Consider the following 26,340-nt stretch of genomic DNA (forward strand, 5'->3'; position numbering starts at 1 on the left):
TAGACCTCATGCCTGGATTTGAACTTTTTGGAAGTGCAGAACAAAAAGAAGTACACGATGTACTTGATAGTGGAATTTTAATGCGTTATGGCTTTGATGCCATGAGAAACGGACATTGGAAAGCCAAAGAATTAGAAACAGAATTACAAACGCAAATGCAAGTAAAGCATGCGCAATTGGTATCTAGTGGTACAGCTGCAGTTTCTGTAGCATTAGCTATTGCTGGTGTAGGTGCTGGAGACGAAGTTATTTTACCAACCTTTACATTTGTAGCAAGTTTTGAAGCCGTTTTAATGTTAGGAGCCGTTCCTGTACTTGTAGATATAGATAGTACATTAACATTAGACATTACTGCTGTTAAAAATGCAATTACTCCAAAAACAAAAGCGATCATGCCTGTACATATGTGCGGTGGTATGGCGCATTTAAAGGAACTTAAAGAAATTTGTAAGACTCATAACCTGAAATTAATTGAAGATGCTTGTCAGGCTATTGGAGGAACTTACGAAGGTAAACCTTTAGGAAGCTACGGAGATGTTGGTTGCTTTTCTTTCGATTTTGTTAAAACAATTACAACTGGAGAAGGTGGTGCAATAATTACAAATAATGACGATTATGCAACATGGGCAGATCATTACAGCGATCATGGTCACGATCATGAAGGTTCTGATCGTGGTGCAGAAACACATCCATTTTTAGGATATAATTTCAGAATATCAGAGCTTCATGCTGCTGTTGGTTTGGCTCAGGTTAAACGTTTAAATGATTTTATAGCCATTCAGAAAAAACATTACACCGTTTTAAAAGAAGCTTTAAGTGCAATACCTGAACTTACGTTTAGAACGATTCCTGAAGAAGGTGTAGAAAACTATTCGTTCTTAAATTTCTTTTTAACAGATTTAGAAACGACTACTGCTGCTATGACCGCTTTAAAAGAAGCAGGAATAGATGGTTGTTTTCACTACTACAATAACAATTGGCATTATGTTAGAAAATGGGAGCATTTAAAGCATGCTAAAACATTATTTCCTATGCCAGCAAATACAAAAGAAGTATTAAGCTCGTTAAGCTCTAAAACATTTGAAAAATCGGATTATTTTATAGCAAGAAACATCTCTTGCTTAATTAAACTATCTTGGACAGATGAAGAAGTAAAACTCAGAGCTTCAAAAATGGTAGAAGCCATTAAAAGTGTTTTATAAAAAATTCAAACTTTTTTTTTAAAATAACAAACCCACACTACAAGTATAGTGTGGGTTTCTTTTTATATTTTATTCTTAATTTTTTTGTTTCTACAGCAGCTAGTTTACTTAGCTTTTTTTTAGTAAAAGAATCAATTTTAAGCACTTTAACGGCTCTTTAAGGTTTAGATGTATCTTGTTTCTCAAATCCGCCAGATATTGCAATAATAAAGAGCTAAAATAGCCTTAATACTAGGTTTACAAATAATATACTCCTATTTGTTATAAATAAATCTTGAATATTCTAATTATACTTTTTTTAATAGTCTAAACTGAAGCTTGTATTAAAAGCACATTGCACAAACCATCAATATCCATGTATTAAATTTTGAATGATATAAAATGGTTTTAAAGATATTTTTAAATGAAGAAAAAGGGATGAAAAAATATTAGAGCAAAAAAAAAGTTCAATGTGTAAAACATTGAACTTTTAAAGAGCCGATGGAGGGACTCGAACCCACGACCTGCTGATTACAAATCAGCTGCTCTAGCCAGCTGAGCTACATCGGCCTGAAAATCGAGTGCAAATATAAGGACTTTTCTCATATCTGCAAATCTTTTTCAAAAAAATTTAGCTTAAATTATTAATTTTATCAATTAACGCAAGACCTTTAGTTTCTAATTCTTGGTTAATTGCCTTAAAATGAGCTTTTTTGTTTTCAGCTGTCTTATCATTAATTTTTGTAATTAATTCATCAAAAGTAACGATTGCTTCATCTATAATTGCTTCACTTTGCTTAGTATCTTTGTCTGTGTTGGTATATTGCCAAACATAAACAGCTTCAATAATATCTCCTAAAACGAAATTAATGTCCTTTTTAAGATCTCTAACATTTGCCATAATATAATATTGTATTTATTTGAGCACAAAATTACGTTAATCCTAAATATAATTTGTTATAAATACATTTTAATTATTGTTTGATTGAAATATAATTCCTATTTTTATAACATGAATATAAACAAAATGCATATTAACAGAACGTGTAATCGTATTTCACTACAGTGGAAGTCGATTGTCATTTTTATGCTTAAACATAAGCATCCCGTGCATCTTGAACTGAGTTAACTATTATATAATATAACGATAATCAATAAAGGTGCTTTTTTAAAGGCACCTTTTTTATTTTTAATCAATTACTAATATAAATTTTAAAATCATGAAAAACTTAAAAGCAATTAAAGGAAATTCCCAGAAGTTTATTAGTTGGTGCAATCGTATTAACGTCATGTTCCACACGTATAACAACTATTACTTGAGTCCCACTTTAATATATCCTTAAATACAACCAATTATGAACACACATATAAACACCAACGTACCTTTTACTGTAACAAAAAATGTAAGTAACGCAAACGGTTTTTTATTACCGCATAATCTTTATAGCAAAGTTAAAATTGTTGCAACTTACCCGATTAAAGAATTTTATTTACAAGATGTCCCTGATCTTGAGGATTTTAAATTTAAAATGCATAAAAATGCATTTGTGAATGATGAACTAATAATTCAAGCACAATTGATAAAAAAAACAGATAATAATTATTTAGTTAACGTCATTGTAACCAAACCTAAACCAGAAAGCAATAATCATCATGAAACGATTTGTAGTGCGCTATTTGGCTTTTCTTTAGATAAGGAATACTTGAAAGAAACAAAAACAGCTTGTTAAATAAAATTCCCGAGTGTTACACCCGGGATTTTTTTATTTTATACATAAACTTCTAAAAGCTTAGCTTGTTTTGCTGTAATTTGGTAGTCTTCTGTAGCTGCAGGAAGTAAAACGGTTTCTCCTGTTTTTAAGGTTTCTGAAATTCCATTTGCTGTAATTGCTGCTTCCCCTTCAACACACATATATATTAAAAACGAATCATGAATATTACTTTTAGATATCGTTTCTGTAACCTCTAGAAATTGAGTTGTAAAATAAGGACAACTAACCATTTCGTTAGACTCATTCTTAGTCTTTTCGTAAGACACTTTAAAGTTATCTTCCATATCAAAATCTATGGCATCTAAAGCTAATTCTGTATGCAATTCTCTTTCATTTCCTTCTGCATCTACACGTTTCCAATCGTAAACACGATAGGTAATATCGCTTGTTTGCTGTATTTCTGCAAGCATCACTCCTGCTCCAATGGCATGTACACGACCAACTTCTATAAAAAAAGTATCTCCTGATTTAACGCGTTCAGTATTTAAAATTTCGGGAAGTGTTTTGCTTTCTAAATGTTCTAAATAGTTACCTGGATTGACTTTATCTTTAAAACCAATAATTAATTTAGAATTTTCATCGGCTTGCATCACATACCACATTTCTGTTTTTCCGAAAGAATTATGACGTTTTGCTGCCAATTCATCATTTGGATGCAATTGAATAGATAAATCTTCTTTAGCATCAATAAATTTAATTAGTAAAGGAAATTTATTTTTAAAAATTCTATAGTTCTGAACACCTATAAGATCTTGCTTATAAGTTTCTAAAAGGCTTTTTAAAGATTTTCCTTTTAATGCTCCATTAGCAACTATTGAAGGCTCACCTTCTACATCGCTAATTTCCCAACTTTCTCCAACATCTGTGGAATCACTTTTCTTATTTAATAAAGATTTTAATTTTTCACCGCCCCAAATTTTTTCTTTTAAAATCGGTGAGAATTTAATTGGGTAAACTAAATTGTCCATAATATATTTATTTACCTGAGTAACTTACAAAGTTTCTCGGTGTTTCGTAAAGAGTAATTTCCAACTGTAGATGTGGCTCTAATTTAGGATGTAATTTATTGTAAATTACAACTGCAATGTTCTCTGCAGTAGGATTAAGATCCTTAAATTCTGGTACATCTAAGTTAAGGTTTTTATGGTCAAAAGCCTCTTCTATTTCATCTTTTATAAGCTGTTTCAAGATCTTTAAATCAATCACAAAACCAGTTTCTTTATCGATTTCTCCAGAGACACTTACAATAACATCGTAGTTATGCCCGTGGTAATTTGCATTGTTACATCTACCAAAAATTAACTGATTTTTTTCATCGGTCCAATCTTTTCTGTATAACCTGTGGGCTGCATTAAAATACCCTTGTCTACTAACTTTTGCTATCATTGTATTACGAGATATTTATATAATCATAAAACTTATCAAAAATAATTTTAAACCAAGACGTATAAAGTTCTGGATGTAATTTAATATCTGCTTTTACTGCATCTAAAGACATCCATTTCCAATCTGCAACTTCTTCAGGGTTTATATCGGGCTCTCCGCTAAAATATCCAATTAAAATATGATCGTATTCGTGTTCTGTTAATCCGTTTTCAAAAGGCGATTTATAGACAAAAGAAGTCGATTCTTCTATTGCTGTAACAAATCCCATTTCTTCTTGTAAACGTCTTCTTCCTGCTTCAACATTAGATTCTCCTTCACGTTGGTGACTACAACAGGTGTTGGTCCATAATCCAGGTGTATGATATTTATCTAAGGCACGTTGTTGCAACATTAATTCATTATCATTATTAAAAACAAAAACAGAAAAGGCTCTATGTAATACACCTTTTTCGTGTGCTTCTAATTTAGGCATAAGCCCTATTTGTTCATCTTTTTCGTTAACTAATATTACGTGTTCTTCTGTCATAATGTAAAAGTACCAAGTAAAATTATAAAATACGTTAATGTGAAGATAAAAATGAAAAGGCACGGCATCATTTATTACATTTCTTACTAATAATAGTATCTTTGCGACCTATTTTCAAGAATTATTATGAGTTTTAAAAGTGAAATAAACAGACGTCGTACCTTCGGAATTATATCGCATCCCGATGCCGGAAAAACGACATTAACAGAAAAATTACTTCTTTTTGGTGGAGCAATTCAAGAAGCTGGAGCCGTAAAAAGTAATAAAATTAAAAAAGGAGCTACGAGTGACTTTATGGAAATTGAACGTCAGCGTGGAATTTCTGTAGCAACTTCTGTATTAGCTTTTGAATACAATGGCATAAAAATTAATATTCTTGATACACCAGGACACAAGGATTTTGCTGAAGATACCTTTAGAACACTTACTGCTGTAGATAGTGTAATTGTTGTAATTGATGTTGCAAAAGGGGTCGAGGAACAAACTGAGAAATTAGTTGAAGTTTGCCGTATGAGAAACATTCCTATGATTGTTTTTATAAACAAAATGGACCGTGAAGGTAAAGATGCTTTCGATTTGTTAGATGAAGTTGAACAAAAATTAGGTTTAAAGGTCGTGCCATTAAGTTTTCCTATAGGAATGGGTTACGACTTTAAGGGGATTTACAACATTTGGGAAAAGAACGTAAATCTTTTTAGCGGAGATAGTAGAAAAGATATTGAAGAAACTATAGAAATATCTGATTTAGCGTCTCCCGAACTAGATAAAATTATTGGAGAAAAAGCAGCAACTACACTAAGAGAAGAAATTGAATTGGTAGATGGTATATACCCTAAATTTGATAAAGCAGCATACTTAGACGGACAAATACAACCTGTCTTTTTTGGTTCTGCCTTAAATAATTTTGGTGTTCGCGAATTATTAGATTGTTTCGTAGACATTGCACCAAAACCAAGAGCAAAACAAAGTGAAGAACGTTTAGTACAACCAGATGAGAATAAATTTAGTGGGTTTGTATTTAAAATTCATGCCAACATGGATCCTAACCATAGAAACCGTTTAGCTTTTGTTAAAATAGTTTCTGGAGAATTTAAACGTAATGCGCCTTACTTACATGTAAGAAGTAATAAAAAAGTAAAATTTTCTAGTCCAAATGCATTCTTTGCTGAAAAGAAAGAGATTGTAGATATTTCGTATCCTGGAGATATTGTAGGTTTACAAGACACCGGAAGTTTTAAAATTGGAGATACATTTACAGAAGGCGAAATTATAAATTATAAAGGTGTACCTAGTTTCTCTCCAGAACACTTTAGATATATAAATAACGCAGATCCTTTAAAATCTAAACAACTAAATAAAGGTATAGATCAATTAATGGATGAAGGTGTTGCCCAATTATTTACACTAGAACTTAACGGAAGAAAAGTAATAGGTACTGTTGGAGCATTACAATACGAAGTTATTCAGTACCGTTTAGAACACGAATATGGTGCAAAATGTACGTATGAAAACTTAAATGTTTTTAAAGCGTGTTGGGTAGAACCTGCAGATAAGAAAAGTGATGAATTCAAAGAATTCTTACGTGTAAAACAACGTTTCTTAGCTAAGGATAAAAGAAACCAATTGGTATTCTTAGCAGATTCTCAGTTCTCTTTACAAATGACGGAACAAAAATATCCGAATATTAAATTCCATTCGGTTTCAGAATTCAATTAAACACAACTTAGCATATAAAAAAGCCCTTTGAAATATCAAAGGGCTTTTTAATTTGTAAATTTTGTTAAAACTTATAAAACCATCTTCATTCCGCTATATAATTCTATTTTTGAAATAAAAAGAATGAAAAGAAATTACACCATTCTATTATTAATACTGCTATTTTTCAAATTCTCCTTCAGCCAGAACACTATTGGACTACTAAGTAATACAGATCAAGCCTACGATGGCTATACCCTCTTTACACCAGAACAAAGTAATTCAGTGTATTTAGTAGACAATTGCGGTCATAGCATAAACACATGGACATTTAGTGATAATCCTAAATACACCTGTTACTTACTGGAAAACGGGAATTTATTAAGAGCAGGCATCGATGTCATTGAAATCCGAGATTGGGATAATAATTTGATCTGGAATTATAATTTAGCGGTTAATAAAGGGATATATCAACATCATGATATTGAACCATTGCCAAATGGGAATATATTATGTTTAGTAAACAAATCTGTTTCGGAGGCAGACCAACTGGCTTTAGGAAAAGATCCTGCTCTCTTAAACGGTCCATTAACCTCTGAACGGATTATTGAAATTGAACCTGTAGGAACTAATAACATAAACATTGTCTGGGAATGGCAGTTTATAGATCATTTAATCCAGGACTACAACACTACAATACAAAACTTTGGAGTTGTTGATGCTAATCCGCAACTAGCCGACTTTAATTATACAGATTCTAGCGTAGATCACTCTGACTGGTTACATCTAAATAGTATTGATTATAACCCGTTATTAGATCAAATTCTATTTTCTTCAAGAACACTTAGTGAAATATTCATTATAGATCATAGCACAACGACTAGTGAAGCAGCAAGCCATAGCGGAGGAAACCAAAACAAAGGCGGTGATTTTTTATGGCGATGGGGAAATCCACAAGTGTATAGACAAGGTACTGCAAACGACCAGAAATTAAATGGCCAACATGATGCAAAATGGATTCCTGAAAATTATACAAACGAACATAAAATAACGGTGTTTAATAACAATAATACAGATGGAACGAACGCTTTTAGTTCTATACATATTATATCGCCCTATTTAGATGAAGATAACAATTACATTTTAGAAGATGATGCCTTTTTACCAACAGATTACTTTTGGTCCTGGCAGGGAGAAATACTTGGAGAAACTGTTTATGAAATTAAAAAAGGTGGTGTTCAAGCTTTAGAAAATGGGAATCTCTTATTATGTGAAACTACAGCAGGACGACTTACCGAAATCACACAAAATGGCGAGATTGCTTGGGTTTATAGAAATCCAGTAGGTACTACAGTTTATGATCAATACATAACAGACATAGAAATGTTTCTAGCAAATAGTATTTTTAGAGGCGAAAAATATCCTAAAAACTATGCTGCTTTTACAGAGCGAGATCTCACTCCTGGTAATACACTAGAAAATATTAATACCCTTTCTGATGCTTGTAATACATTGTCTATTTATGAAGAAGAGACCGTTAATAAAATCGCATTTACAAACCCTATAGAAAACAATACCATTCAATTTTATAAGGTCTTAACTAATGTCCAAATTAGTATATATAATGCTTTAGGGCAATTACTATACAATACAGAAAACTTTAACGGAAATGAGCTCAGATTAGATAATACATCTACTGGTATTCATTTTATTTCTATTGAAAACAATGGGGCACGGCAAATAGAAAAAGTACTTTTTAAATAAAAAAATCCCATTGAAATATTCAATGGGATTTTTTATTTTTTTAAGCTTCACCTGTTGGACCAAAATTTAATGGTATTGGAGGTTGCTCGTAATCTTTAATTTCACCGTGAGCATTTTCAAATCTGTTTACGTTATCAGCAAGAGCTTTTAATAAACGTTTAGCGTGTTGTGGTGTTAGTATAATTCTAGATTTTACTTTACTCTTAGGAGTCCCTGGCATAATGCTAACAAAATCTACTACAAATTCTGAAACGGAATGATTAATAATCGCCAAGTTAGAATATATCCCTTCTGCAATTTTCTCGTCTAATTCTATATTTATTTGTCCCTGTTTACTAGGATCCTTTTCGTCTGCCATATCTATTATTTTTTATATAAAAAATCCTGCTCAATTACATTGGGCAGGATTTAAAAATTTTTAAGAAAACCCAACCTGCGTTGGGGAAAAACAGTCCCGCTTACACGGGATTATTTATATTAATTAAAATTAACTTCTTGTTTTTTAGCTTGCATCATTTCGTCAAACTCTTCTTTAGATCCTACGATAATATGATCGTATTTACGCATACCAGTACCAGCTGGAATTTTGTGTCCTACAATTACATTTTCTTTAAGACCTTCTAAGTAATCAATTTTACCTGCTACGGCTGCTTCGTTAAGAACTTTAGTAGTTTCCTGGAACGATGCGGCAGAGATAAACGATTTTGTTTGAAGTGACGCTCTTGTAATACCTTGTAAGATTGGCGTAGCCGTTGCTGGCTGTGCATCTCTTGCAGTTACAAGTTCTTTATCTTCACGACGTAAGAATGAATTTTCATCTCTTAAAGTAAAAGGTGTAATTAATTGACCTTCTTTTAAGTTAGTAGATTCACCAGCACTTTCAACTATTTTTAATCCGAAAATTTTATCATTTTCTTCAATAAAGTCAGCTTTATGAGCCAATTGATCTTCTAAGAAGATTGTATCACCAGAATCAATAATTCTAACTTTACGCATCATTTGTCTTACAACAACTTCGAAGTGCTTATCGTTAATTTTCACCCCTTGTAAACGGTATACTTCTTGAACTTCGTTCACTAAGTATTGTTGTACAGCTGAAGGGCCTTTAATATTTAAGATATCGTTTGGTGTAATAGAACCATCAGAAAGAGGCATACCCGCTTTTACGAAATCATTCTCTTGTACTAAGATCTGATTAGATAATTTAACTAGGTATTTCTTAATATCTCCTAATTTAGATTCTACAATAATTTCACGATTACCACGCTTAATTTTACCAAAAGTAACAACACCATCAATAGCACTAACAACTGCTGGGTTAGAAGGGTTACGTGCTTCGAATAATTCGGTAACTCGAGGTAGACCTCCTGTAATATCCCCTGCTTTTGCAGATTTACGAGGAATTTTTACTAAAATTTTACCAACTCCAATCTTTTCACCATCATCTATCATTAAGTGAGCTCCAACTGGTAAGTTGTAAGAACGTATAGGGTTCCCTTTAGCATCATCTACATGAAGTGTTGGAATTAATTTTTTATTTCTAGATTCAGAAATTACTTTTTCTTGGAATCCTGTTTGTTCATCAATCTCTACTTGATAAGTAATACCTTGTTCGATGTTTTCGTAACGTACTTTACCAGCAAATTCTGAAATAATTACACCGTTATATGGATCCCATTGACAAACTACATCTCCTTTTTTAAGTTCAGCTCCGTTACCTACATAGACAGTAGAACCGTAAGGAATATTGTTTGTACTTAAAGTGATTCCAGTTTTCTTATCAATAAGTTTAAGTTCAGAAGTACGAGATATTACAATATCAATTGCTTTACCTTCTCCATCTACACCTTTAACCGTTTTAAGTTCTTCAATTTCTGCAACTCCATCAAACTTAACAATAAGTTTATTGTCTTCAGAAATGTTACCTGCAATACCACCTACGTGGAATGTACGTAATGTTAACTGTGTTCCTGGTTCCCCAATAGATTGAGCAGCAACAACACCAACAGCTTCACCTAATTGAACCATTTTATTGGTAGATAGGTTACGACCGTAACATTTAGCACAAATACCTTTTTTAGCTTCACAAGTTAATGCAGAACGAACTTCTACAGCATCTAAAGGAGATTGGTTAATTTTATCTGCAATTGCATCATCAATTAATTGTCCTTCAGAAACTAATAATTCTTCTGTTAATGGGTCGAAAACATCATGTAAAGATACACGTCCAATTACGCGTTCTCCTAATGATTCCACAACTTCATCATTTTTCTTTAATGCTGTAACTTCTACACCTCTTAAAGTACCACAATCTTCACTGTTAATAATAACATCTTGAGATACATCTACCAAACGACGAGTTAAATACCCTGCATCGGCAGTTTTAAGAGCGGTATCGGCAAGACCTTTACGCGCACCGTGAGTAGAGATAAAGTATTCTAAAATTGAAAGTCCTTCCTTAAAGTTAGAAAGAATCGGGTTTTCAATAATTTCTCCACCACCTGCATTCGATTTTTTAGGTTTAGCCATCAATCCACGCATACCTGTAAGCTGACGAATCTGTTCTTTAGATCCACGGGCTCCAGAATCAAGCATCATGTACACTGAGTTAAATCCTTGTTGGTCTTCACGAATACGTTTCATTGACAATTCAGTCAATTCAGCATTGGTAGACGTCCAGATATCAATAACTTGGTTATAACGTTCGTTGTTTGTTATAAGTCCCATGTTATAGTTACCCATAATACCATCGACTAAGCCATTAGCTTTATCAATCATACTTTGTTTTTCTGGTGGGATAATAATATCTCCTAAACTAAAAGATAATCCACCTTGGAATGCAAATTTATAACCTAATGTTTTAATCGCGTCAAGGAAATCTGCTGTTTCAGGAACAGAAGTTAATCTTAAGATATTACCAATAATATCTCTTAACGATTTTTTAGTTAACACTTGGTTAATATATCCAGCTGCATGAGGTACATTATTGTTAAATAAAACACGACCTACAGTAGTTTCTATAATTTGTAATACAATTTCTCCTTCTGCGTTAAAATCGTAAGTTCTTACTTTAATACTAGCATTTAAGTCTACACTTTTCTCGTTGAAAGCAATTTCTACTTCTTCTGGAGAATAAAATGTTAACCCTTCACCTTTGATATGTACTTCTGGAGTCGATTTACGAGGCTTAGTCATATAATAAAGACCAAGTACCATATCCTGAGAAGGTACAGTTACTGGAGAACCGTTTGCTGGGTTTAATATGTTATGAGACGCTAACATTAACATTTGCGCTTCAAGAATAGCTTCTGGTCCTAAAGGTAAATGCACAGCCATCTGGTCACCATCAAAATCGGCATTAAATGCAGTACACACTAATGGGTGTAATTGTATCGCTTTACCTTCAATTAATTTTGGTTGGAATGCTTGTATACCAAGTCTGTGTAATGTAGGAGCACGGTTTAGTAATATTGGATGTCCTTTAAGAACGTTTTCCAAGATATCCCAAACTACTGGCTCTTTTTTGTCTATAATTTTCTTTGCAGATTTTACAGTTTTTACAATTCCTCTTTCTATTAATTTTCTAATAATAAAAGGTTTGTAAAGCTCTGCTGCCATTCCTTTTGGCAATCCACATTCAAACAATCTCATTTCTGGTCCAACAACAATTACAGAACGTGCTGAATAATCTACACGTTTCCCTAATAAGTTTTGACGGAAACGACCTTGCTTACCTTTTAATGAATCTGATAAAGATTTTAAAGGTCTGTTAGAATCTGTTTTTACTGCTGAAGCTTTTCTAGTGTTATCGAATAACGAATCTACAGATTCCTGTAGCATACGTTTTTCGTTACGTAAGATAACTTCTGGTGCTTTAATCTCAACAAGACGTTTTAAACGGTTGTTACGAATAATTACACGACGGTATAAATCATTTAAATCTGAAGTAGCAAAACGACCACCATCTAAAGGCACTAACGGACGTAATTCTGGTGGAATTACAGGTATAACTTTCATAATCATCCATTCTGGACGATTCTCTCTATTCAAGTTAGATTCACGTAATGCTTCTACAACTTGTAAACGTTTTAACGCTTCAGTTTTACGTTGTTTAGAAGTTTCTGTATTCGCTTTATGACGTAATTGATAAGATAATTCATCTAAATCTATACGAGCTAAAAGGTCAATTAAACATTCAGCACCCATCTTCGCTAAGAATTTATTTGGGTCTGTATCTTCTAAATATTGGTTATCCTGAGGAAGTGTTTCTAAAACATTTAGATATTCTTCTTCAGTTAAGAAATCCATTTTTTGTAATGGTTCTCCTTCTTCATTTTTAGCATTACCTGCTTGAATTACTACATAACGTTCGTAGTAAATAATCATATCTAATTTCTTAGAAGGTAATCCTAATAAATATCCTATTTTGTTAGGTAAAGAACGGAAATACCAAATGTGAGCAACAGGAACAACAAGATTAATGTGTCCTACTCTATCACGACGTACTTTTTTCTCTGTTACTTCAACACCACAACGGTCACATACAATACCTTTGTAGCGGATACGCTTATATTTTCCACAAGCACATTCGTAATCCTTTACAGGACCAAAAATACGCTCACAAAATAAACCATCTCGTTCTGGTTTATGAGTTCGATAATTGATAGTTTCTGGCTTTAACACTTCCCCTTTAGACTCAGCTAAAATAGACTCAGGAGATGCTAACCCAATTGAGATTTTATTAAACCTCTTTACTGTATTCTTATCTTGTTTTCTTGCCATAATATATGGTGATATCGAATTATTTGTAAACTTAGACCATCAGGTTTAAAACAAACCTGATGGTCAATATATTATTCCTCTAATCTAATGTCTAGTCCTAAACCTTTCAATTCGTGCATAAGTACGTTGAAAGATTCTGGTAATCCAGGTTCTGGCATTTGCTCTCCTTTTACGATTGCTTCGTAAGTTTTAGCTCTACCAATTACATCATCAGATTTCACTGTCAATATTTCTCTTAGGGTTGCAGATGCACCATATGCTTCAAGTGCCCATACTTCCATCTCTCCAAAACGCTGACCACCAAATTGTGCTTTACCACCTAATGGTTGTTGTGTAATTAAAGAGTATGGTCCGATAGAACGTGCGTGCATTTTATCGTCAATCATATGACCTAACTTAATCATATAAATAACTCCAACGGTTGCTTTCTGGTCAAATCGTTGACCTGTTCCACCATCATATAAATACGTATGTCCAAATTCAGGAACTCCAGCTTTATTTGTTAATTCAGTAATCTGATCAATAGTAGCACCATCAAAAATTGGTGTTGCATACTTCTGACCTAATTTCTGACCTGCCCAACCAAGAACAGTTTCATAAATCTGACCAATGTTCATACGAGAAGGTACCCCAAGTGGATTCAATACAATATCTACAGGTGTTCCGTCTTCCAAGAAAGGCATATCTTCTTGACGAACGATACGTGCAACAATACCTTTGTTACCGTGACGTCCTGCCATTTTATCCCCTACTTTTAGTTTACGTTTTTTAGCGATGTAAACTTTAGCCAATTTAATAATACCTGCTGGTAATTCATCTCCTACAGAAATAGTAAACTTCTCACGTCTTAAAGAACCTTGTAAGTCGTTTTCTTTAATCTTATAGTTGTGAATTAAATCTGCAACTAATTTATTAATATGGTCGTCTGTTGTCCATACACCAGATGTTAAGTGAGTATAGTCCTCAACAGAGTTTAACATTTTAAGTGTATATTTCTTACCTTTTGGTAATACTTCTTCACCTAAATCGTTAAAAATACCTTGAGCTGTTCTACCACCTACTAAAGCAAATAACTTATCGATTAATATGGCTTTAAGTTCTTCGAACTTAGCATAATAAATCGCTTCTAATTGCGAAATATCTTCTTTATCTTTAGCTCTTTTACGTTTATCTTTAACCGCACGAGCAAATAATTTTTTCTCAATTACAACACCATTTAATGATGGAGAAGCTTTTAAAGATGCATCTTTTACATCTCCTGCTTTATCACCAAAAATAGCACGTAATAATTTTTCTTCTGGAGTTGGGTCTGATTCACCTTTTGGAGTAATTTTTCCAATAAGAATATCACCAGGTTTAACTTCTGCTCCAATACGGATCATACCGTTTTCATCTAAGTCTTTAGTAGCTTCTTCAGAAACGTTAGGGATATCATTAGTTAACTCTTCGTTACCTAATTTTGTATCACGAACTTCTAAAGAATACTCATCAATATGTATAGATGTAAAGATATCTTCACGTACAACTTTTTCTGAAATCACAATCGCATCCTCAAAGTTATACCCTTTCCAAGGCATAAAGGCTACTTTCATATTTCTACCTAAAGCTAATTCTCCATTTTCAGTTGCATAACCTTGACAAAGTACCTGACCTTTTTCAATAACATCGCCTTTACGAACTATTGGTTTAAGGTTAATAGATGTACCTTGGTTGGTTTTTCTAAACTTAACTAAAGGATATGTTTTTGTTTCAGCATCGAAACTTACAGAAGCTTCATCTTCTGTTCTATCGTAACGGATAGTAATTTCGTTAGCATCTACATATTCTACAACACCAGAGCCTTCTGCATTAATAAGTACACGAGAATCTTTAGCCACTTGGCGTTCTAATCCTGTACCTACAATTGGTGCATCTACTCTTAATAATGGTACTGCTTGACGCATCATGTTAGATCCCATCAATGCACGGTTGGCATCATCATGTTCTAAGAACGGAATTAATGAAGCCGAGATTGACGAAATTTGGTTTGGTGCAACATCTGTATAATGAAGTGCTGTTGGTTCAATTACAGGGAAATCACCTTCCATTCGGGCAATTACCTTATCATGAATAATTTTAGCATTTTCATCAATTTGTACAGTTGCCTGTGCAATTAATTTTTCTTCTTCCTCTTCAGCACTTAAATATACTGGAGGGTTAATAATGTCTACAACACCATTTGTTACGGGTCTATATGGTGTTTCGATGAATCCCATTGAATTCACTTTTGCGAATACAGAAAGTGAAGAAATTAAACCAATATTTGGTCCTTCAGGAGTTTCAATCGGACAAAGACGACCATAGTGAGTATAGTGAACATCACGTACTTCGAAACCAGCTCTTTCTCTTGATAAACCACCTGGTCCTAATGCTGAAAGACGACGCTTGTGCGTAATCTCTGCAAGAGGATTCGTTTGATCCATAAATTGAGATAATTGGTTTGTTCCAAAGAATGAATTAATTACTGAAGATAATGTCTTCGCATTAATTAAATCTATTGGAGTAAATACTTCGTTGTCACGTACATTCATACGTTCACGAATAGTACGTGCCATACGTGCTAAACCAACACCAAATTGAGAAGATAATTGTTCACCAACTGTACGAACACGACGGTTAGATAAGTGGTCAATATCATCAATCTCTGCTTTAGAATTGATAAGCTCAATTAAATATTTTATAATAGTTATAATATCTTCTTTGGTAAGCACTTGCTTATCCATACCGATATCTAACTGTAATTTCTTGTTCATTCTGTAACGCCCTACTTCACCTAAAGAGTAACGTTGGTCTGAGAAGAATAATTTATCAATAATTCCTCTTGCAGTTTCCTCATCTGGCGGCTCAGCATTACGTAATTGACGGTAGATGTGCTCTACAGCTTCTTTTTCAGAGTTTGTTGGATCTTTTTGAAGCGTATTATGAATAATAGCGTAATCTCCTTGTTCAGCACTTTCTTTATGTAAAAGGACAGTCTTTACATTAGCTTCAAGAATTTCTTCAATATTATCTTTATCTAAAACAGTATCTCGATCTAATACAATTTCATTACGCTCAATAGAAACTACTTCTCCAGTATCTTCATCTACAAAATCTTCGTGCCAAGTGTTTAGTACACGTGCAGCTAATTTACGTCCTTGGTATTTTTTTAAACCAGATTTAGACACTTTAATTTCTTCAGCAAGATCGAAGATTTCAAGAATATCTTTATCACGTTCAAAACCAATAGCTCTAAATAAAGTAGTTACAGGTAATTTTTTCTTACGGTCTATATAAGCATACATAACACTGTTAATGTCTGTAGCAAATTCAATCCAAGAACCTTTAAATGGTATAACTCTAGCTGAATACAACTTCGTTCCATTTGCATGGAATGATTGACCAAAGAATACTCCAGGAGAACGGTGTAATTGAGAAACAACAACACGTTCTGCACCGTTAATACAGAATGTACCACTAGGTGTCATATAAGGTATAGTACCTAAATACACATCTTGAACAATAGTTTCGAAATCCTCATGTTCTGGATCTGTACAGTACAGCTTTAACCTTGCTTTAAGAGGAACGCTATAAGTAAGCCCTCTCTCAATACATTCTTCTAAAGAATATCTTGGTGGATCAACAAAGTAATCTAAAAATTCTAGTACGAATTGATTACGCGTGTCTGTTATTGGAAAATTCTCCATGAAGGTGTTATATAAACCTTCATTACCTCTTTCTTCAGATTTGGTCTCTAGTTGGAAAAAATCCTGGAAGGATTTTATCTGAATATCCAAGAAGTCTGGATACTCTGTTCTATTAACAATAGACGAGAAATTTAATCTTTCAGCTTGTGTTACTAACATCAATGGACGAAATTTTGATTAAAAATAATAGTGTGTGCGCATGTAAGTTATATATACGCAAAATGGTTTAGGTCTTGAAGTACTACTCCAGACCTAAACCTTTATGTTCTTTGGTAAGTAAGCTTACTTAAGCTCAACCTCAGCTCCTGCTTCCTCTAATTGTGCTTTTAAAGCTTCTGCTTCATCTTTAGAGATTGCTTCTTTAATTGGGCTTGGTGCATCATCAACTAAACCTTTAGCTTCTTTTAAACCTAATCCAGTTAATTCTTTAACTAACTTTACAACAGCTAATTTAGAACCACCTGCAGCTTTAAGAATAACATCAAATTCAGTTTTTTCTTCAGCAGCTTCACCTGCAGCAGGTCCAGCAACAGCAACTGCAGCAGCAGCAGCAGGCTCAATACCGTACTCATCTTTTAATATAATTGCTAATTCGTTAACTTCTTTTACAGTTAAGTTAACTAATTGTTCTGCGAAATCTTTTAAATCTGCCATTTTCTATCGTTTTAATAAAATTTTAATATAATATGTGTGTGTAATAATGCGTACTATTTAAGATTATCCTTCTTTCTCAGATAATGTTTTTAAGATGCCAGCAAGTTTTCCTCCACTTGATTTAAGTGCAGATATAACGTTCTTAGCAGGCGATTGTAATAATCCAATGATATCTCCAAGTAACTCTTCACGAGATTTGATATCTACTAAGGCATCTAATTGGTTGTCACCAATATAAACAGCTTCTTCAATAAAAGCACCTTTTAATAAAGGTTTTTCAGATTTTTTTCTGAAAGCTTTAATTACTTTAGCTGGAGCGTTTCCAGTTTCAGAATACATTACTGAAGTGTTACCTTTTAAAACAGTTGGTAAATCTCCAAATTCTCTATCTGAAGCTTCCATTGCTTTTGCAAGTAATGTATTTTTTACTATAGCTAATTTAATGTTAGCTTTAAAACAAGCACGACGTAAGTCTGACGTAGTTACTGCGTTTAAACCTGAAATATCTGCTAAATAGATATTTGCGTTATCGGCTAATTGTGCAGTTAGTTCTTCAATTACTTGTGATTTTTCTTCTCTTGTCATAATAAAAGTTTTTAACTAATTAACCAATTTTAGGCTCAACAGCAATACTTGGGCTCATTGTAGAAGACATAAATATGCTTTTTACGTAAGTTCCCTTAGACGAAGTTGGCTTTAATTTCATTAATGTTTGTAATAATTCGTTTGCGTTACCAGCAATTTGTTCTGCACTAAAAGATGCTTTACCAATAGCTGCGTGAACGATTCCAGTTTTATCAACTTTAAAGTCAATTTTACCAGCTTTCACTTCAGTTACTGCTTTTGCAACATCCATAGTTACTGTACCAGTTTTTGGGTTAGGCATTAATCCTCTAGGTCCTAATATACGTCCTAATGGTCCTAATTTACCCATTACACTTGGCATAGTGATAATTACATCTACGTCTGTCCATCCACTCTTGATTTTGTCAAGAAATTCATCTAAACCTACGTAATCTGCTCCAGCTTCTTTAGCTTCTGCTTCTTTGTCTGGAGTTACTAATACTAAAACTTTTACATCTTTACCTGTACCATGAGGAAGAGATACTACTCCTCTTACCATTTGGTTAGCTTTTCTAGGATCTACTCCTAAACGAACTGCTAAGTCTACAGATGCATCAAATTTTGCATTTGTTATGTCTTTTACTAATGCTGATGCTTCAGTAACAGAATAAAGTTTACCTTTTTCTATTTTTGCTAAAGCTTCTTTTTGCTTTTTTCCTAATCTTGCCATTTTAAATGTCTTTTTCTAGATTAATTTGGCGCGTTTCCGGTTACGGTAATTCCCATAGACCTTGCGGTACCTGCGATCATTCTCATTGCTGATCCGATTTCAAATGCATTTAAATCTTGCATTTTATCTTCTGCAATAAGTTTAATTTGATCCCAAGAAACTTTAGCTACTTTTTTACGGTTTGGCTCACCAGACCCCTTTTTCAACTTAGCTGCTTCCAATAATTGGACTGCTGCTGGAGGTGTCTTGATTACAAAATCAAATGATTTGTCTTTGTAAACAGAGATCACAACCGGTAATACTTTACCTTGTTTATCTTGGGTTCTAGCATTGAATTGCTTACAGAACTCCATGATATTTACACCTGCGGCTCCTAAAGCGGGTCCAACCGGTGGCGACGGATTCGCTGCACCTCCCCGAACTTGTAACTTAACTACTTTACCTAATTCTTTTGCCATTTTTAATAATTTAATTTTGATGTGCTTCTACTGTTGGAAGCGGTATGACACATCGGGTATACTTGTAACAATATTATACTTTTTCAACTTGCATATAACTTAATTCTAATGGTGTTTTTCTTCCAAAAATCTTAACCATTACTTCAAGTTTACGCTTTTCTTCGTTAATTTTTTCAATCGTACCATCAAATCCATTGAATGGTCCGTCTATAACTTTTACTGTTTCACCAATATTGTAAGGTATTGCTACAGTAGTTTCTGTATCTACAGTTAATTCATCAACTTTACCTAACATTCTGTTTACTTCAGATTGTCTTAACGGTACAGGATCTCCTCCTTTTGTTTCACCTAAAAAACCAATAACGTTAGTTACTGATCTAATAATGTGAGGTACTTCTCCTGTTAAATTAGCTTGAACCATAATGTAACCAGGAAAAAAAACTTTTTCCTTAGCTACTTTCTTTCCATTACGGATTTGCATTACTTTTTCCATAGGAACTAGTACTTGGTCTACATAATCTTGCATACCTAAACGGGAGATTTCACTCTCGATATAAGCTTTAATCTTATTTTCTTGACCACTTACAGCTCTAACAACATACCATTTTTTAGCACTTACTTCAGACATAAAAATATTTTTTTTAGTTGATTAAATGAAAATAGTACGAGATAACTTTGCTGAATACTGTATCTACTCCCCATATAGCTATAGAGAACACTGTAGAAAATACAGCTACCAAAATAGTTAAGCTTTGAGCTTCTGCCATAGTTGGCCAAGACACATCATGCTTTAACTCTCCGAACGATTCCTTTATGTAATTTACAAATCCAGCCATTATTTTTCAAAACTTTATTAGCACGGGCGGAGAGACTCGAACTCCCGACACCTGGTTTTGGAGACCAGTGCTCTACCAACTGAGCTACGCCCGTATAAAAGTCAAGGTGTTTCTAATTTGAAATACCTTGACTTTTTATAGTATTAAACTTAAATTTATTATAAAATTTCAGTTACTTGTCCTGCACCTACAGTTCTACCTCCTTCACGGATTGCAAAACGTAAACCTACATTCATTGCAATTGCTTGGTGTAATTCAACTGTAATAGTTAAGTTATCTCCAGGCATAACCATCTCAACACCTTCTGGTAAAGTAATAGTTCCTGTTACATCAGTTGTACGTACGTAAAACTGAGGACGGTAGTTGTTATGGAATGGAGTATGACGTCCACCTTCTTCTTTTTTCAAAACGTAAACTTCTGCTTTGAAGTTAGCGTGAGGAGTTACAGAACCTGGCTTACAGATTACCATACCTCTTTTAATATCTTCTTTAGCAATACCTCTTAATAAGATACCTGCATTATCTCCAGCTTCACCTCTATCAAGGATTTGACGGAACATTTCAATACCAGTAATAGTAGAAGTTAATTTCTCAGCTCCCATACCAATAATATCTACAGAATCTCCAGTATTTGCTACTCCAGTTTCGATACGTCCAGTTGCTACTGTACCACGACCTGTAATAGAGAATACATCTTCGATAGGCATTAAGAAAGGCTTATCTACTTCTCTTACTGGTTCTTTGATCCAAGTATCACAAGCATCCATTAATTCCATAATCTTCTCAGACCATTTTGCATCACCGTTTAATCCACCTAAAGCAGATCCAGCAATTACAGGTCCGTTATCACCATCATAGTCATAGAAAGAAAGTAAGTCTCTTACTTCCATCTCAACTAATTCTAATAATTCTTCATCATCAACTAAATCTACCTTGTTCATGAAAACAACAATACTTGGAATACCAACTTGTTTTCCTAATAAGATATGCTCTCTAGTTTGTGGCATTGGTCCATCAGTAGCCGCAACTACTAAAATAGCACCGTCCATTTGGGCAGCACCAGTAACCATGTTCTTTACGTAATCCGCGTGACCAGGACAGTCAACGTGAGCGTAATGACGATTAGCTGTAGAATACTCAACGTGAGATGTATTAATTGTAATACCTCTTTCTTTTTCTTCTGGAGCGTTATCAATCTGATCGAAGTTCTTTACTTCTGAAAGTCCTGCAGCAGCTAGTACAGTAGTAATAGCAGCAGTTAAAGTTGTTTTACCGTGATCTACGTGTCCAATTGTACCTATATTTAAGTGTGGTTTGGAACGATCAAAAGTTGCCTTTGCCATGTTTTAAAATTTAATCTTAGTTATATAATAATATTAGTGTATTCTATTTTATGTCTTTCTTGAGCCAATGACGGGAATTGAACCCGTGACCTCTTCCTTACCAAGGAAACGCTCTACCCCTGAGCTACACCGGCTTAAAATTGAGCGAGAGACCGGGTTCGAACCGGCGACATTCAGCTTGGAAGGCTGACGCTCTACCAACTGAGCTACTCTCGCATTATTTTAATTCCTGTATTTATAATTATAATCACTTTTATAATATTTTACTATTATAAAAATAATGTGGGGAGAGCAGGATTCGAACCTGCGAAGACGTAGTCAGCAGATTTACAGTCTGCCCTCGTTGGCCGCTTGAGTATCTCCCCAATTATAAATTTTTCACTCTTTAAAAGAACTTGAGCCGATGGAGGGACTCGAACCCACGACCTGCTGATTACAAATCAGCTGCTCTAGCCAGCTGAGCTACATCGGCTTTTTAAACCTTTTTTTTAATCACAAAAAAAGTCCGCTATTTCTAACGGACTGCAAATGTATATATTTATTCTTTTAATCAAAACATTTTTGCAATTAATTTTATTATAAATGTGATTTTAATTTTTCTTTACGCTTTTTTAGCTGTCTTTCTAAGGAAGAAGCGGCCGAATCTGCACCTTCTTCAAAAGACTTACATTGTTTTTTAACAACAAAGCTATCCCCAGGAACATTAACTCGAGCTTCAAAAATTTTGTTTTCCTTATCGCTGGTGTTCTCAACTTTTAAATAAACATCGGAACTTATTACCTTATCATAAAACTGATCTAATTTATCCATACGCTTTTGAACAAAGTCTATCAATGATTGGTCTGCGTTAAAATTAACTGATTGAATGTTTACTTTCATATTTATTACTTTTAATATTAAACAATAGGTCCTTGCGTACTATTTCTTATTTCTTGGATGTGTATTTAAATACACTTTCTTTAATTCTGCTATACTATTATGCGTGTAAACTTGTGTCGACGCCAGACTAGAATGCCCTAGAAGTTCTTTAACAGCATTCAAATCTGCACCTTGATTGAGTAAATGAGTTGCAAATGAATGCCTTAATATATGCGGGCTCTTTTTTACTTTTGAAGATGCTAAACTAAAATAGTTATTTATTATTCTGTAAACAAGTGTTTCATAAATTTTAACTCCTTTTTGGGTTAAAAACATATAACTTTTATCTGTGATGTTATCTAACGTATCTCGCACTTTTAGATACTCCTGAATAACTATTATTACTGACGGCAATAAAGGCACTAAACGCTCTTTATTACGCTTACCCAGCACCTTTAAGGTTTCACCTGTAAGATTAAAGTCTTCTAACTGTAATTGCACAAGTTCTATACGCCGAATCCCTGTAGAATAGAATAATTCGATAATTAACCGGTCTCGTAAACCTTCAAAATCATTTTCGTGTGGAAAATGATCTAACACAGATTTCACTTCTTTTTCTGAAAACGGAATCTGAATATTCTTCTTAACCTTTAATGCTCTGTGTTTGGCTAATGGATTTAGATCTAGATCTCCAACCTTCATTAAAAATTTATAATATGTATTTAATGCTGAAATTTTTCTATTTACACTTCTGTTAGACAAACCGCCCTCTACCAAGCTAACAATCCAACGTCTTATTTGCGGATAATTTACATCATGAATTGTTTCCTGCTTATATTCTGAAATTATAAATTCCTGAAAATCATGCAAATCTTTCTGGTATGCATTAACCGTTAAAGCAGAGTAATTTTTCTCTAACAGTAAATAATCTAAAAAGGAAGAAAAAGTCATATAATTAGCTTCTGTATTATTGCTAATATAGTAAGTTTAGATCGAGAAGTTGTTAAATAAAGTGCAAAAAAAATCCTGCTAATGCAGGATTTTAATGTATTAATTAGATATAAAGATTAAGCTTGTTCTAGATCTCTTAATCCTTGTACGTATTGTGCTTTTTGATTTAGTACTCTATTCTCTACAGAGGGTTTAACAAACTGCTTACGCGCTTGTAACTGACGTCTAGTACCTGTCTTATCAAACTTACGTTTGTAACGCTTTAGCGCTCTATCTATATTTTCTCCTTCTTTAATTGGTATTATTAACATAGTCCTTAACCTCCTCTCTTTTAGCATTCGGGCTGCAAAATTAAAAATTAATTTAAATTATCCTATTAAAAAAAATAAAATCTTTCTAACAGGTGTTTTAATCCTTAAATAGAGATGATCTTTTAGTTAGATCTTGAATTAATTTTTCATCTTCTTCACTTTCTAAAAGTGTATTATAATTATCCCAAAAGTCTTTATTATATGGTTTGATTGAAAATATATTAGAATCCCAATCACTATGCAAGGTAGTCTCCACTTTCTCTGGATCTAATATAACTTCTGTAAATAAAATTTCTTGTGTTGTTTTATAGTAGCGTTCGTCTTTAGCGCGCTGTTCTGCTTCTTTATCTTTAGATTTTGATGTATTAGAGCCTACATTAACCAATTTAGGCGTTTCGTAAGATATGTAGTTTGTATACATCTTACCATCGTACTCCATATAGGTAACTGTTAATTTATGATTAACCTGAGTATCAAACAGTATTTTACTTCTATTTTTCTGAGCTTCTGAAGCTGCAATTAATTCATACTCTATTTTCTTTACCGCATAAGTATCCCAATACACATAAAGCCACCCATTGGCAATATAACCCGCATCGAAAATGCCTTTAGTTTCAAGATCTATATAATCTTTACCTGCAGAAATTTTAATTTTATATATTTTTCGTTCATTATCTACTAAAACAGTATCTAACTCGAATTGATGATAATCTAAAATATGCTCGCCAAATAAAGCTCTTGGTGATTTTGTATTTCTAAGTAAATTTAATTTTCCTATAAATAAATTTTTAAGTCCGTTGGTTCTTATATCATTCCACTTAATAGCCTTAACCAAAGATGCAGTTTGTATAGTATCGCGTTTTAAGTTTTTAGCTCGAAGGCTTTTATTCCCGTTTTGTTTTAAATATGCTGTGTAGGCAAGCAAACTATCTACATCGCGTAAATCGTAACTTTTACGCATCTCGTCTACATTAATTTTTAAATTTTTATAAGCTGGAGATTGCGCACTAGAATCGTAAAGCGTGATTGCACTTTCTATTAACCATTTAAATTCTTTCTTGTTTTGTTCTTTATGACGAAGAAATCCTTTTTCTAAATAAGGCAATTCAGGAAGATTGTCTGGAAGTTTACTAATCATTTTTAGCACAATCTCGTTTGCTGTTTTCGGGCGTGGTTCTCCAACAAGCAATACCTCATCTAACGAAGCAATATCTTCTTCTAGAAAAACCTCTTCTGTATTATCGAAATCTTTAACTAATATTTTAAAGCTTTTATATCCAATAGAAGAAATAACAAGTGTATCGTTCTCCATAGTATTTGGAACAAGCAACACAAACTTACCATCTGCATTACTAATTGTACCTGTAGTTGTATTCTGAATATAAATACTGGCACTTTCTATAGGAATCATAGTCGAAAAGTCGACTATCTTATTTTTAAGTTCTGTTTGCGAATATGCTGAAATAAAAAACAGACAAACTAAAATGGTTAAACTATATGTTTTGTTGATGATATTCATGTTCAATACTTTATAATTTAACCATTAAGATATTAATATTTATGTTGCATTTTGAGAAAAAGTTCAATAATCAACATTAAGAATGTTTAACCTAGATTAGGTTGCAGGTTTATAATCTTTTTTATCTAAAACCATTTTTGCAATAATTTCTTTTAAAATTTCAGAAGTTCCTCCTCCTATTGGCCCTAAACGACTATCTCTTAATAAACGTGCTAACGGATAATCTTCTATATAACCATAACCACCTAAAAACTGCAGACATTGGTAAATCACATCATCTGCCATTTTAGTCGATTTCAATTTAGAAATAGTAGCTTCTTTTACTACATATTCCCCTTTATTTAATTGATAAGTTACCGCGTAGTTAAACGTTTTACAAATAGTCATCTCGGAATATAAATCGGCAAAACTATGACGTAACGCTTGAAATTTATCTATTGTTTTTCCAAAGGCCATACGCTCGCTCATGTATTTCTGTGCATACTCTAAAGCATATTCTGCTCTTGCATGTGCATTAACTCCCATAATTAAACGTTCTAAAGCAAAATGTTGCATAATATATGGAAACCCTTTCCCTTCTTCTCCCATTAATTGAGACGCAGGAATAACAACATTATCGAAAGCAATCTCTGCCGTATCTGAAGCTCTCCAACCTAATTTATTTAATTTAGTTGCAGAAATCCCAGGTGTATTTCTATCGATAACAAAAATACTAATAGATTTATGCGCTTCTTCTTGACCCGTTTTAGCAGACACTACTAAATAATCGCTATATACACCATTTGTAATAAACGTTTTAGATCCGTTAATGACATAAGTATCTCCATCTTTTACGGCCGTAGTTCGCATTCCTGCCACATCGCTCCCTGCAAAAGGTTCGCTTATACACAAGCATCCTATTTTATCTCCTGCAATACTAGGCGCTAAATAGTTTTGTTTTATAGTTTCGTCTCCTTCTTTTTCAAGATGCGTCATTGCTAAATAAGCATGTGCCCACATTGCAGCAGCAAAACCACAAGAGTCTATTTTTTGTAATTCTTCTAAAAAGATTACTGTATAAAAAAGGTCTAAATTTAATCCACCATAAGCTTCAGGATAGTTAATTCCGAAGTAACCCATATCGCCAAATTTTTTCCAAATAAAGCGTTCTATAGTTCCCGTTTCTTCCCATTTATCAATATGAGGAACGACTTCTTTTTTTAAAAAATCTTGAAGACTTTTTCTAAACAGTTCATGCTCCTCGGTGAAGTACATTGTATACATATATAAGTTATGTTTTAATCCT

General features: G+C 33.4%; 23 protein-coding genes and 6 tRNA genes. 4 read left to right on the top strand and 25 right to left on the bottom strand.

Features of this window, described 5'->3' with window-relative positions; all coding sequences use genetic code 11:
* Positions 1-8: 8 nt before the first annotated feature.
* Positions 9-1,202 (top strand): DegT/DnrJ/EryC1/StrS aminotransferase family protein, encoded by a 1,194-nt coding sequence (locus GQR95_RS00950; protein WP_159021386.1) that lies wholly within the window; start codon positions 9-11, stop codon positions 1,200-1,202.
* A gap of 475 nt (positions 1,203-1,677) precedes the next feature.
* Here the strand turns inward: GQR95_RS00950 and GQR95_RS00955 are convergent.
* Both GQR95_RS00955 and GQR95_RS00960 read right to left on the bottom strand, forming a co-directional pair.
* Positions 1,678-1,751: transfer RNA gene (locus tag GQR95_RS00955), tRNA-Thr, on the bottom strand.
* A 61-nt stretch (positions 1,752-1,812) separates the two neighbouring features.
* Positions 1,813-2,082, bottom strand: a complete 270-nt coding sequence (locus GQR95_RS00960; RefSeq protein ID WP_159021387.1) for a hypothetical protein — start codon at positions 2,080-2,082, stop codon at positions 1,813-1,815.
* Positions 2,083-2,536: 454 nt separating this feature from the next.
* Between GQR95_RS00960 and GQR95_RS00965 the strand changes: the two genes are divergently transcribed.
* Positions 2,537-2,911, top strand: coding sequence for a hypothetical protein (locus GQR95_RS00965; protein WP_159021388.1), 375 nt, complete (start codon positions 2,537-2,539; stop codon positions 2,909-2,911).
* Positions 2,912-2,949: 38 nt separating this feature from the next.
* Here GQR95_RS00965 and GQR95_RS00970 read toward each other — a convergent pair whose 3' ends face one another.
* Genes GQR95_RS00970 through idi form a run of 3 tightly spaced genes read right to left on the bottom strand, consistent with a single transcriptional unit; the run spans position 2,950 to position 4,865 of the window.
* Positions 2,950-3,921 carry a type I phosphomannose isomerase catalytic subunit gene (locus GQR95_RS00970; RefSeq protein WP_159021389.1) on the bottom strand — a complete coding sequence of 324 codons (972 nt, stop codon included), beginning with the start codon at positions 3,919-3,921 and terminating at the stop codon, positions 2,950-2,952.
* A 7-nt stretch (positions 3,922-3,928) separates the two neighbouring features.
* Complete coding sequence (locus tag GQR95_RS00975) at positions 3,929-4,339, bottom strand: 6-carboxytetrahydropterin synthase (RefSeq protein ID WP_159021390.1); 411 nt, start codon at positions 4,337-4,339, stop codon at positions 3,929-3,931.
* A 4-nt stretch (positions 4,340-4,343) separates the two neighbouring features.
* Positions 4,344-4,865, bottom strand: a complete 522-nt coding sequence (gene idi, locus GQR95_RS00980) for an isopentenyl-diphosphate Delta-isomerase (protein ID WP_159021391.1) — start codon at positions 4,863-4,865, stop codon at positions 4,344-4,346.
* Between the two features lie 126 nt (positions 4,866-4,991).
* Here idi and GQR95_RS00985 point away from each other — a divergent pair, with 126 nt between their 5' ends.
* Together GQR95_RS00985 and GQR95_RS00990 are read left to right on the top strand one after the other, a co-directional pair.
* Entirely contained in the window at positions 4,992-6,581 is a 1,590-nt protein-coding gene (locus tag GQR95_RS00985) for a peptide chain release factor 3 (protein WP_159021392.1), read from the top strand.
* A gap of 123 nt (positions 6,582-6,704) precedes the next feature.
* Positions 6,705-8,324, top strand: coding sequence for an aryl-sulfate sulfotransferase (locus GQR95_RS00990; RefSeq protein WP_159021393.1), 1,620 nt, complete (start codon positions 6,705-6,707; stop codon positions 8,322-8,324).
* A gap of 40 nt (positions 8,325-8,364) precedes the next feature.
* Here the strand turns inward: GQR95_RS00990 and GQR95_RS00995 are convergent, their stop codons facing one another.
* The 20 genes from GQR95_RS00995 to GQR95_RS01090 form a co-directional block, all read right to left on the bottom strand.
* Positions 8,365-8,682: a DUF3467 domain-containing protein gene (locus GQR95_RS00995; RefSeq protein WP_159021394.1), complete on the bottom strand. Its 318-nt coding sequence runs from the start codon at positions 8,680-8,682 to the stop codon at positions 8,365-8,367.
* A gap of 119 nt (positions 8,683-8,801) precedes the next feature.
* Positions 8,802-13,106, bottom strand: a complete 4,305-nt coding sequence (gene rpoC / locus GQR95_RS01000; protein ID WP_159021395.1) for a DNA-directed RNA polymerase subunit beta' — start codon at positions 13,104-13,106, stop codon at positions 8,802-8,804.
* Positions 13,107-13,177: 71 nt separating this feature from the next.
* Positions 13,178-16,990, bottom strand: coding sequence for a DNA-directed RNA polymerase subunit beta (rpoB, locus tag GQR95_RS01005; protein ID WP_159024197.1), 3,813 nt, complete (start codon positions 16,988-16,990; stop codon positions 13,178-13,180).
* Positions 16,991-17,113: 123 nt separating this feature from the next.
* Positions 17,114-17,485 carry a 50S ribosomal protein L7/L12 gene (gene rplL, locus GQR95_RS01010; protein ID WP_159021396.1) on the bottom strand — a complete coding sequence of 124 codons (372 nt, stop codon included), beginning with the start codon at positions 17,483-17,485 and terminating at the stop codon, positions 17,114-17,116.
* A gap of 63 nt (positions 17,486-17,548) precedes the next feature.
* Complete coding sequence (gene rplJ, locus GQR95_RS01015; RefSeq protein WP_159021397.1) at positions 17,549-18,070, bottom strand: 50S ribosomal protein L10; 522 nt, start codon at positions 18,068-18,070, stop codon at positions 17,549-17,551.
* Positions 18,071-18,089: 19 nt separating this feature from the next.
* Complete coding sequence (gene rplA, locus GQR95_RS01020; protein WP_159021398.1) at positions 18,090-18,779, bottom strand: 50S ribosomal protein L1; 690 nt, start codon at positions 18,777-18,779, stop codon at positions 18,090-18,092.
* A 20-nt stretch (positions 18,780-18,799) separates the two neighbouring features.
* Positions 18,800-19,237 carry a 50S ribosomal protein L11 gene (gene rplK / locus GQR95_RS01025; RefSeq protein WP_159021399.1) on the bottom strand — a complete coding sequence of 146 codons (438 nt, stop codon included), beginning with the start codon at positions 19,235-19,237 and terminating at the stop codon, positions 18,800-18,802.
* Positions 19,238-19,310: 73 nt separating this feature from the next.
* A complete protein-coding gene (nusG, locus tag GQR95_RS01030) occupies positions 19,311-19,865 on the bottom strand; it encodes a transcription termination/antitermination protein NusG (protein WP_159021400.1) in 555 nt (184 codons plus the stop codon).
* Between the two features lie 13 nt (positions 19,866-19,878).
* Positions 19,879-20,073: a preprotein translocase subunit SecE gene (secE, locus tag GQR95_RS01035; RefSeq protein WP_159021401.1), complete on the bottom strand. Its 195-nt coding sequence runs from the start codon at positions 20,071-20,073 to the stop codon at positions 19,879-19,881.
* 21 nt (positions 20,074-20,094) lie between these two features.
* Positions 20,095-20,167 (bottom strand) — tRNA-Trp (locus GQR95_RS01040).
* A gap of 64 nt (positions 20,168-20,231) precedes the next feature.
* Positions 20,232-21,416, bottom strand: coding sequence for an elongation factor Tu (gene tuf / locus GQR95_RS01045; RefSeq protein ID WP_159021402.1), 1,185 nt, complete (start codon positions 21,414-21,416; stop codon positions 20,232-20,234).
* A gap of 62 nt (positions 21,417-21,478) precedes the next feature.
* A tRNA-Thr gene (locus GQR95_RS01050) sits at positions 21,479-21,550 on the bottom strand.
* A gap of 9 nt (positions 21,551-21,559) precedes the next feature.
* Positions 21,560-21,632: transfer RNA gene (locus tag GQR95_RS01055), tRNA-Gly, on the bottom strand.
* 67 nt (positions 21,633-21,699) lie between these two features.
* A tRNA-Tyr gene (locus GQR95_RS01060) sits at positions 21,700-21,781 on the bottom strand.
* A gap of 33 nt (positions 21,782-21,814) precedes the next feature.
* A tRNA-Thr gene (locus GQR95_RS01065) sits at positions 21,815-21,888 on the bottom strand.
* Positions 21,889-21,992: 104 nt separating this feature from the next.
* The gene (gene hpf / locus GQR95_RS01070; protein ID WP_159021403.1) at positions 21,993-22,295 is read right to left on the bottom strand and encodes a ribosome hibernation-promoting factor, HPF/YfiA family; all 303 of its coding nucleotides are present in this window, start codon (positions 22,293-22,295) and stop codon (positions 21,993-21,995) included.
* Positions 22,296-22,334: 39 nt separating this feature from the next.
* A complete protein-coding gene (locus GQR95_RS01075; protein WP_159021404.1) occupies positions 22,335-23,225 on the bottom strand; it encodes a tyrosine-type recombinase/integrase in 891 nt (296 codons plus the stop codon).
* 116 nt (positions 23,226-23,341) lie between these two features.
* Positions 23,342-23,536 carry a 30S ribosomal protein S21 gene (gene rpsU, locus GQR95_RS01080; protein ID WP_159021405.1) on the bottom strand — a complete coding sequence of 65 codons (195 nt, stop codon included), beginning with the start codon at positions 23,534-23,536 and terminating at the stop codon, positions 23,342-23,344.
* Positions 23,537-23,633: 97 nt separating this feature from the next.
* Entirely contained in the window at positions 23,634-25,055 is a 1,422-nt protein-coding gene (locus GQR95_RS01085) for a carboxypeptidase-like regulatory domain-containing protein (RefSeq protein ID WP_159021406.1), read from the bottom strand.
* 96 nt (positions 25,056-25,151) lie between these two features.
* Complete coding sequence (locus GQR95_RS01090) at positions 25,152-26,318, bottom strand: acyl-CoA dehydrogenase family protein (protein ID WP_159021407.1); 1,167 nt, start codon at positions 26,316-26,318, stop codon at positions 25,152-25,154.
* Positions 26,319-26,340: the final 22 nt, after the last annotated feature.

Origin of the sequence: Formosa sp. L2A11, assembly GCF_009796865.1 — a bacterium.
GTDB lineage: Bacteria > Bacteroidota > Bacteroidia > Flavobacteriales > Flavobacteriaceae > Formosa.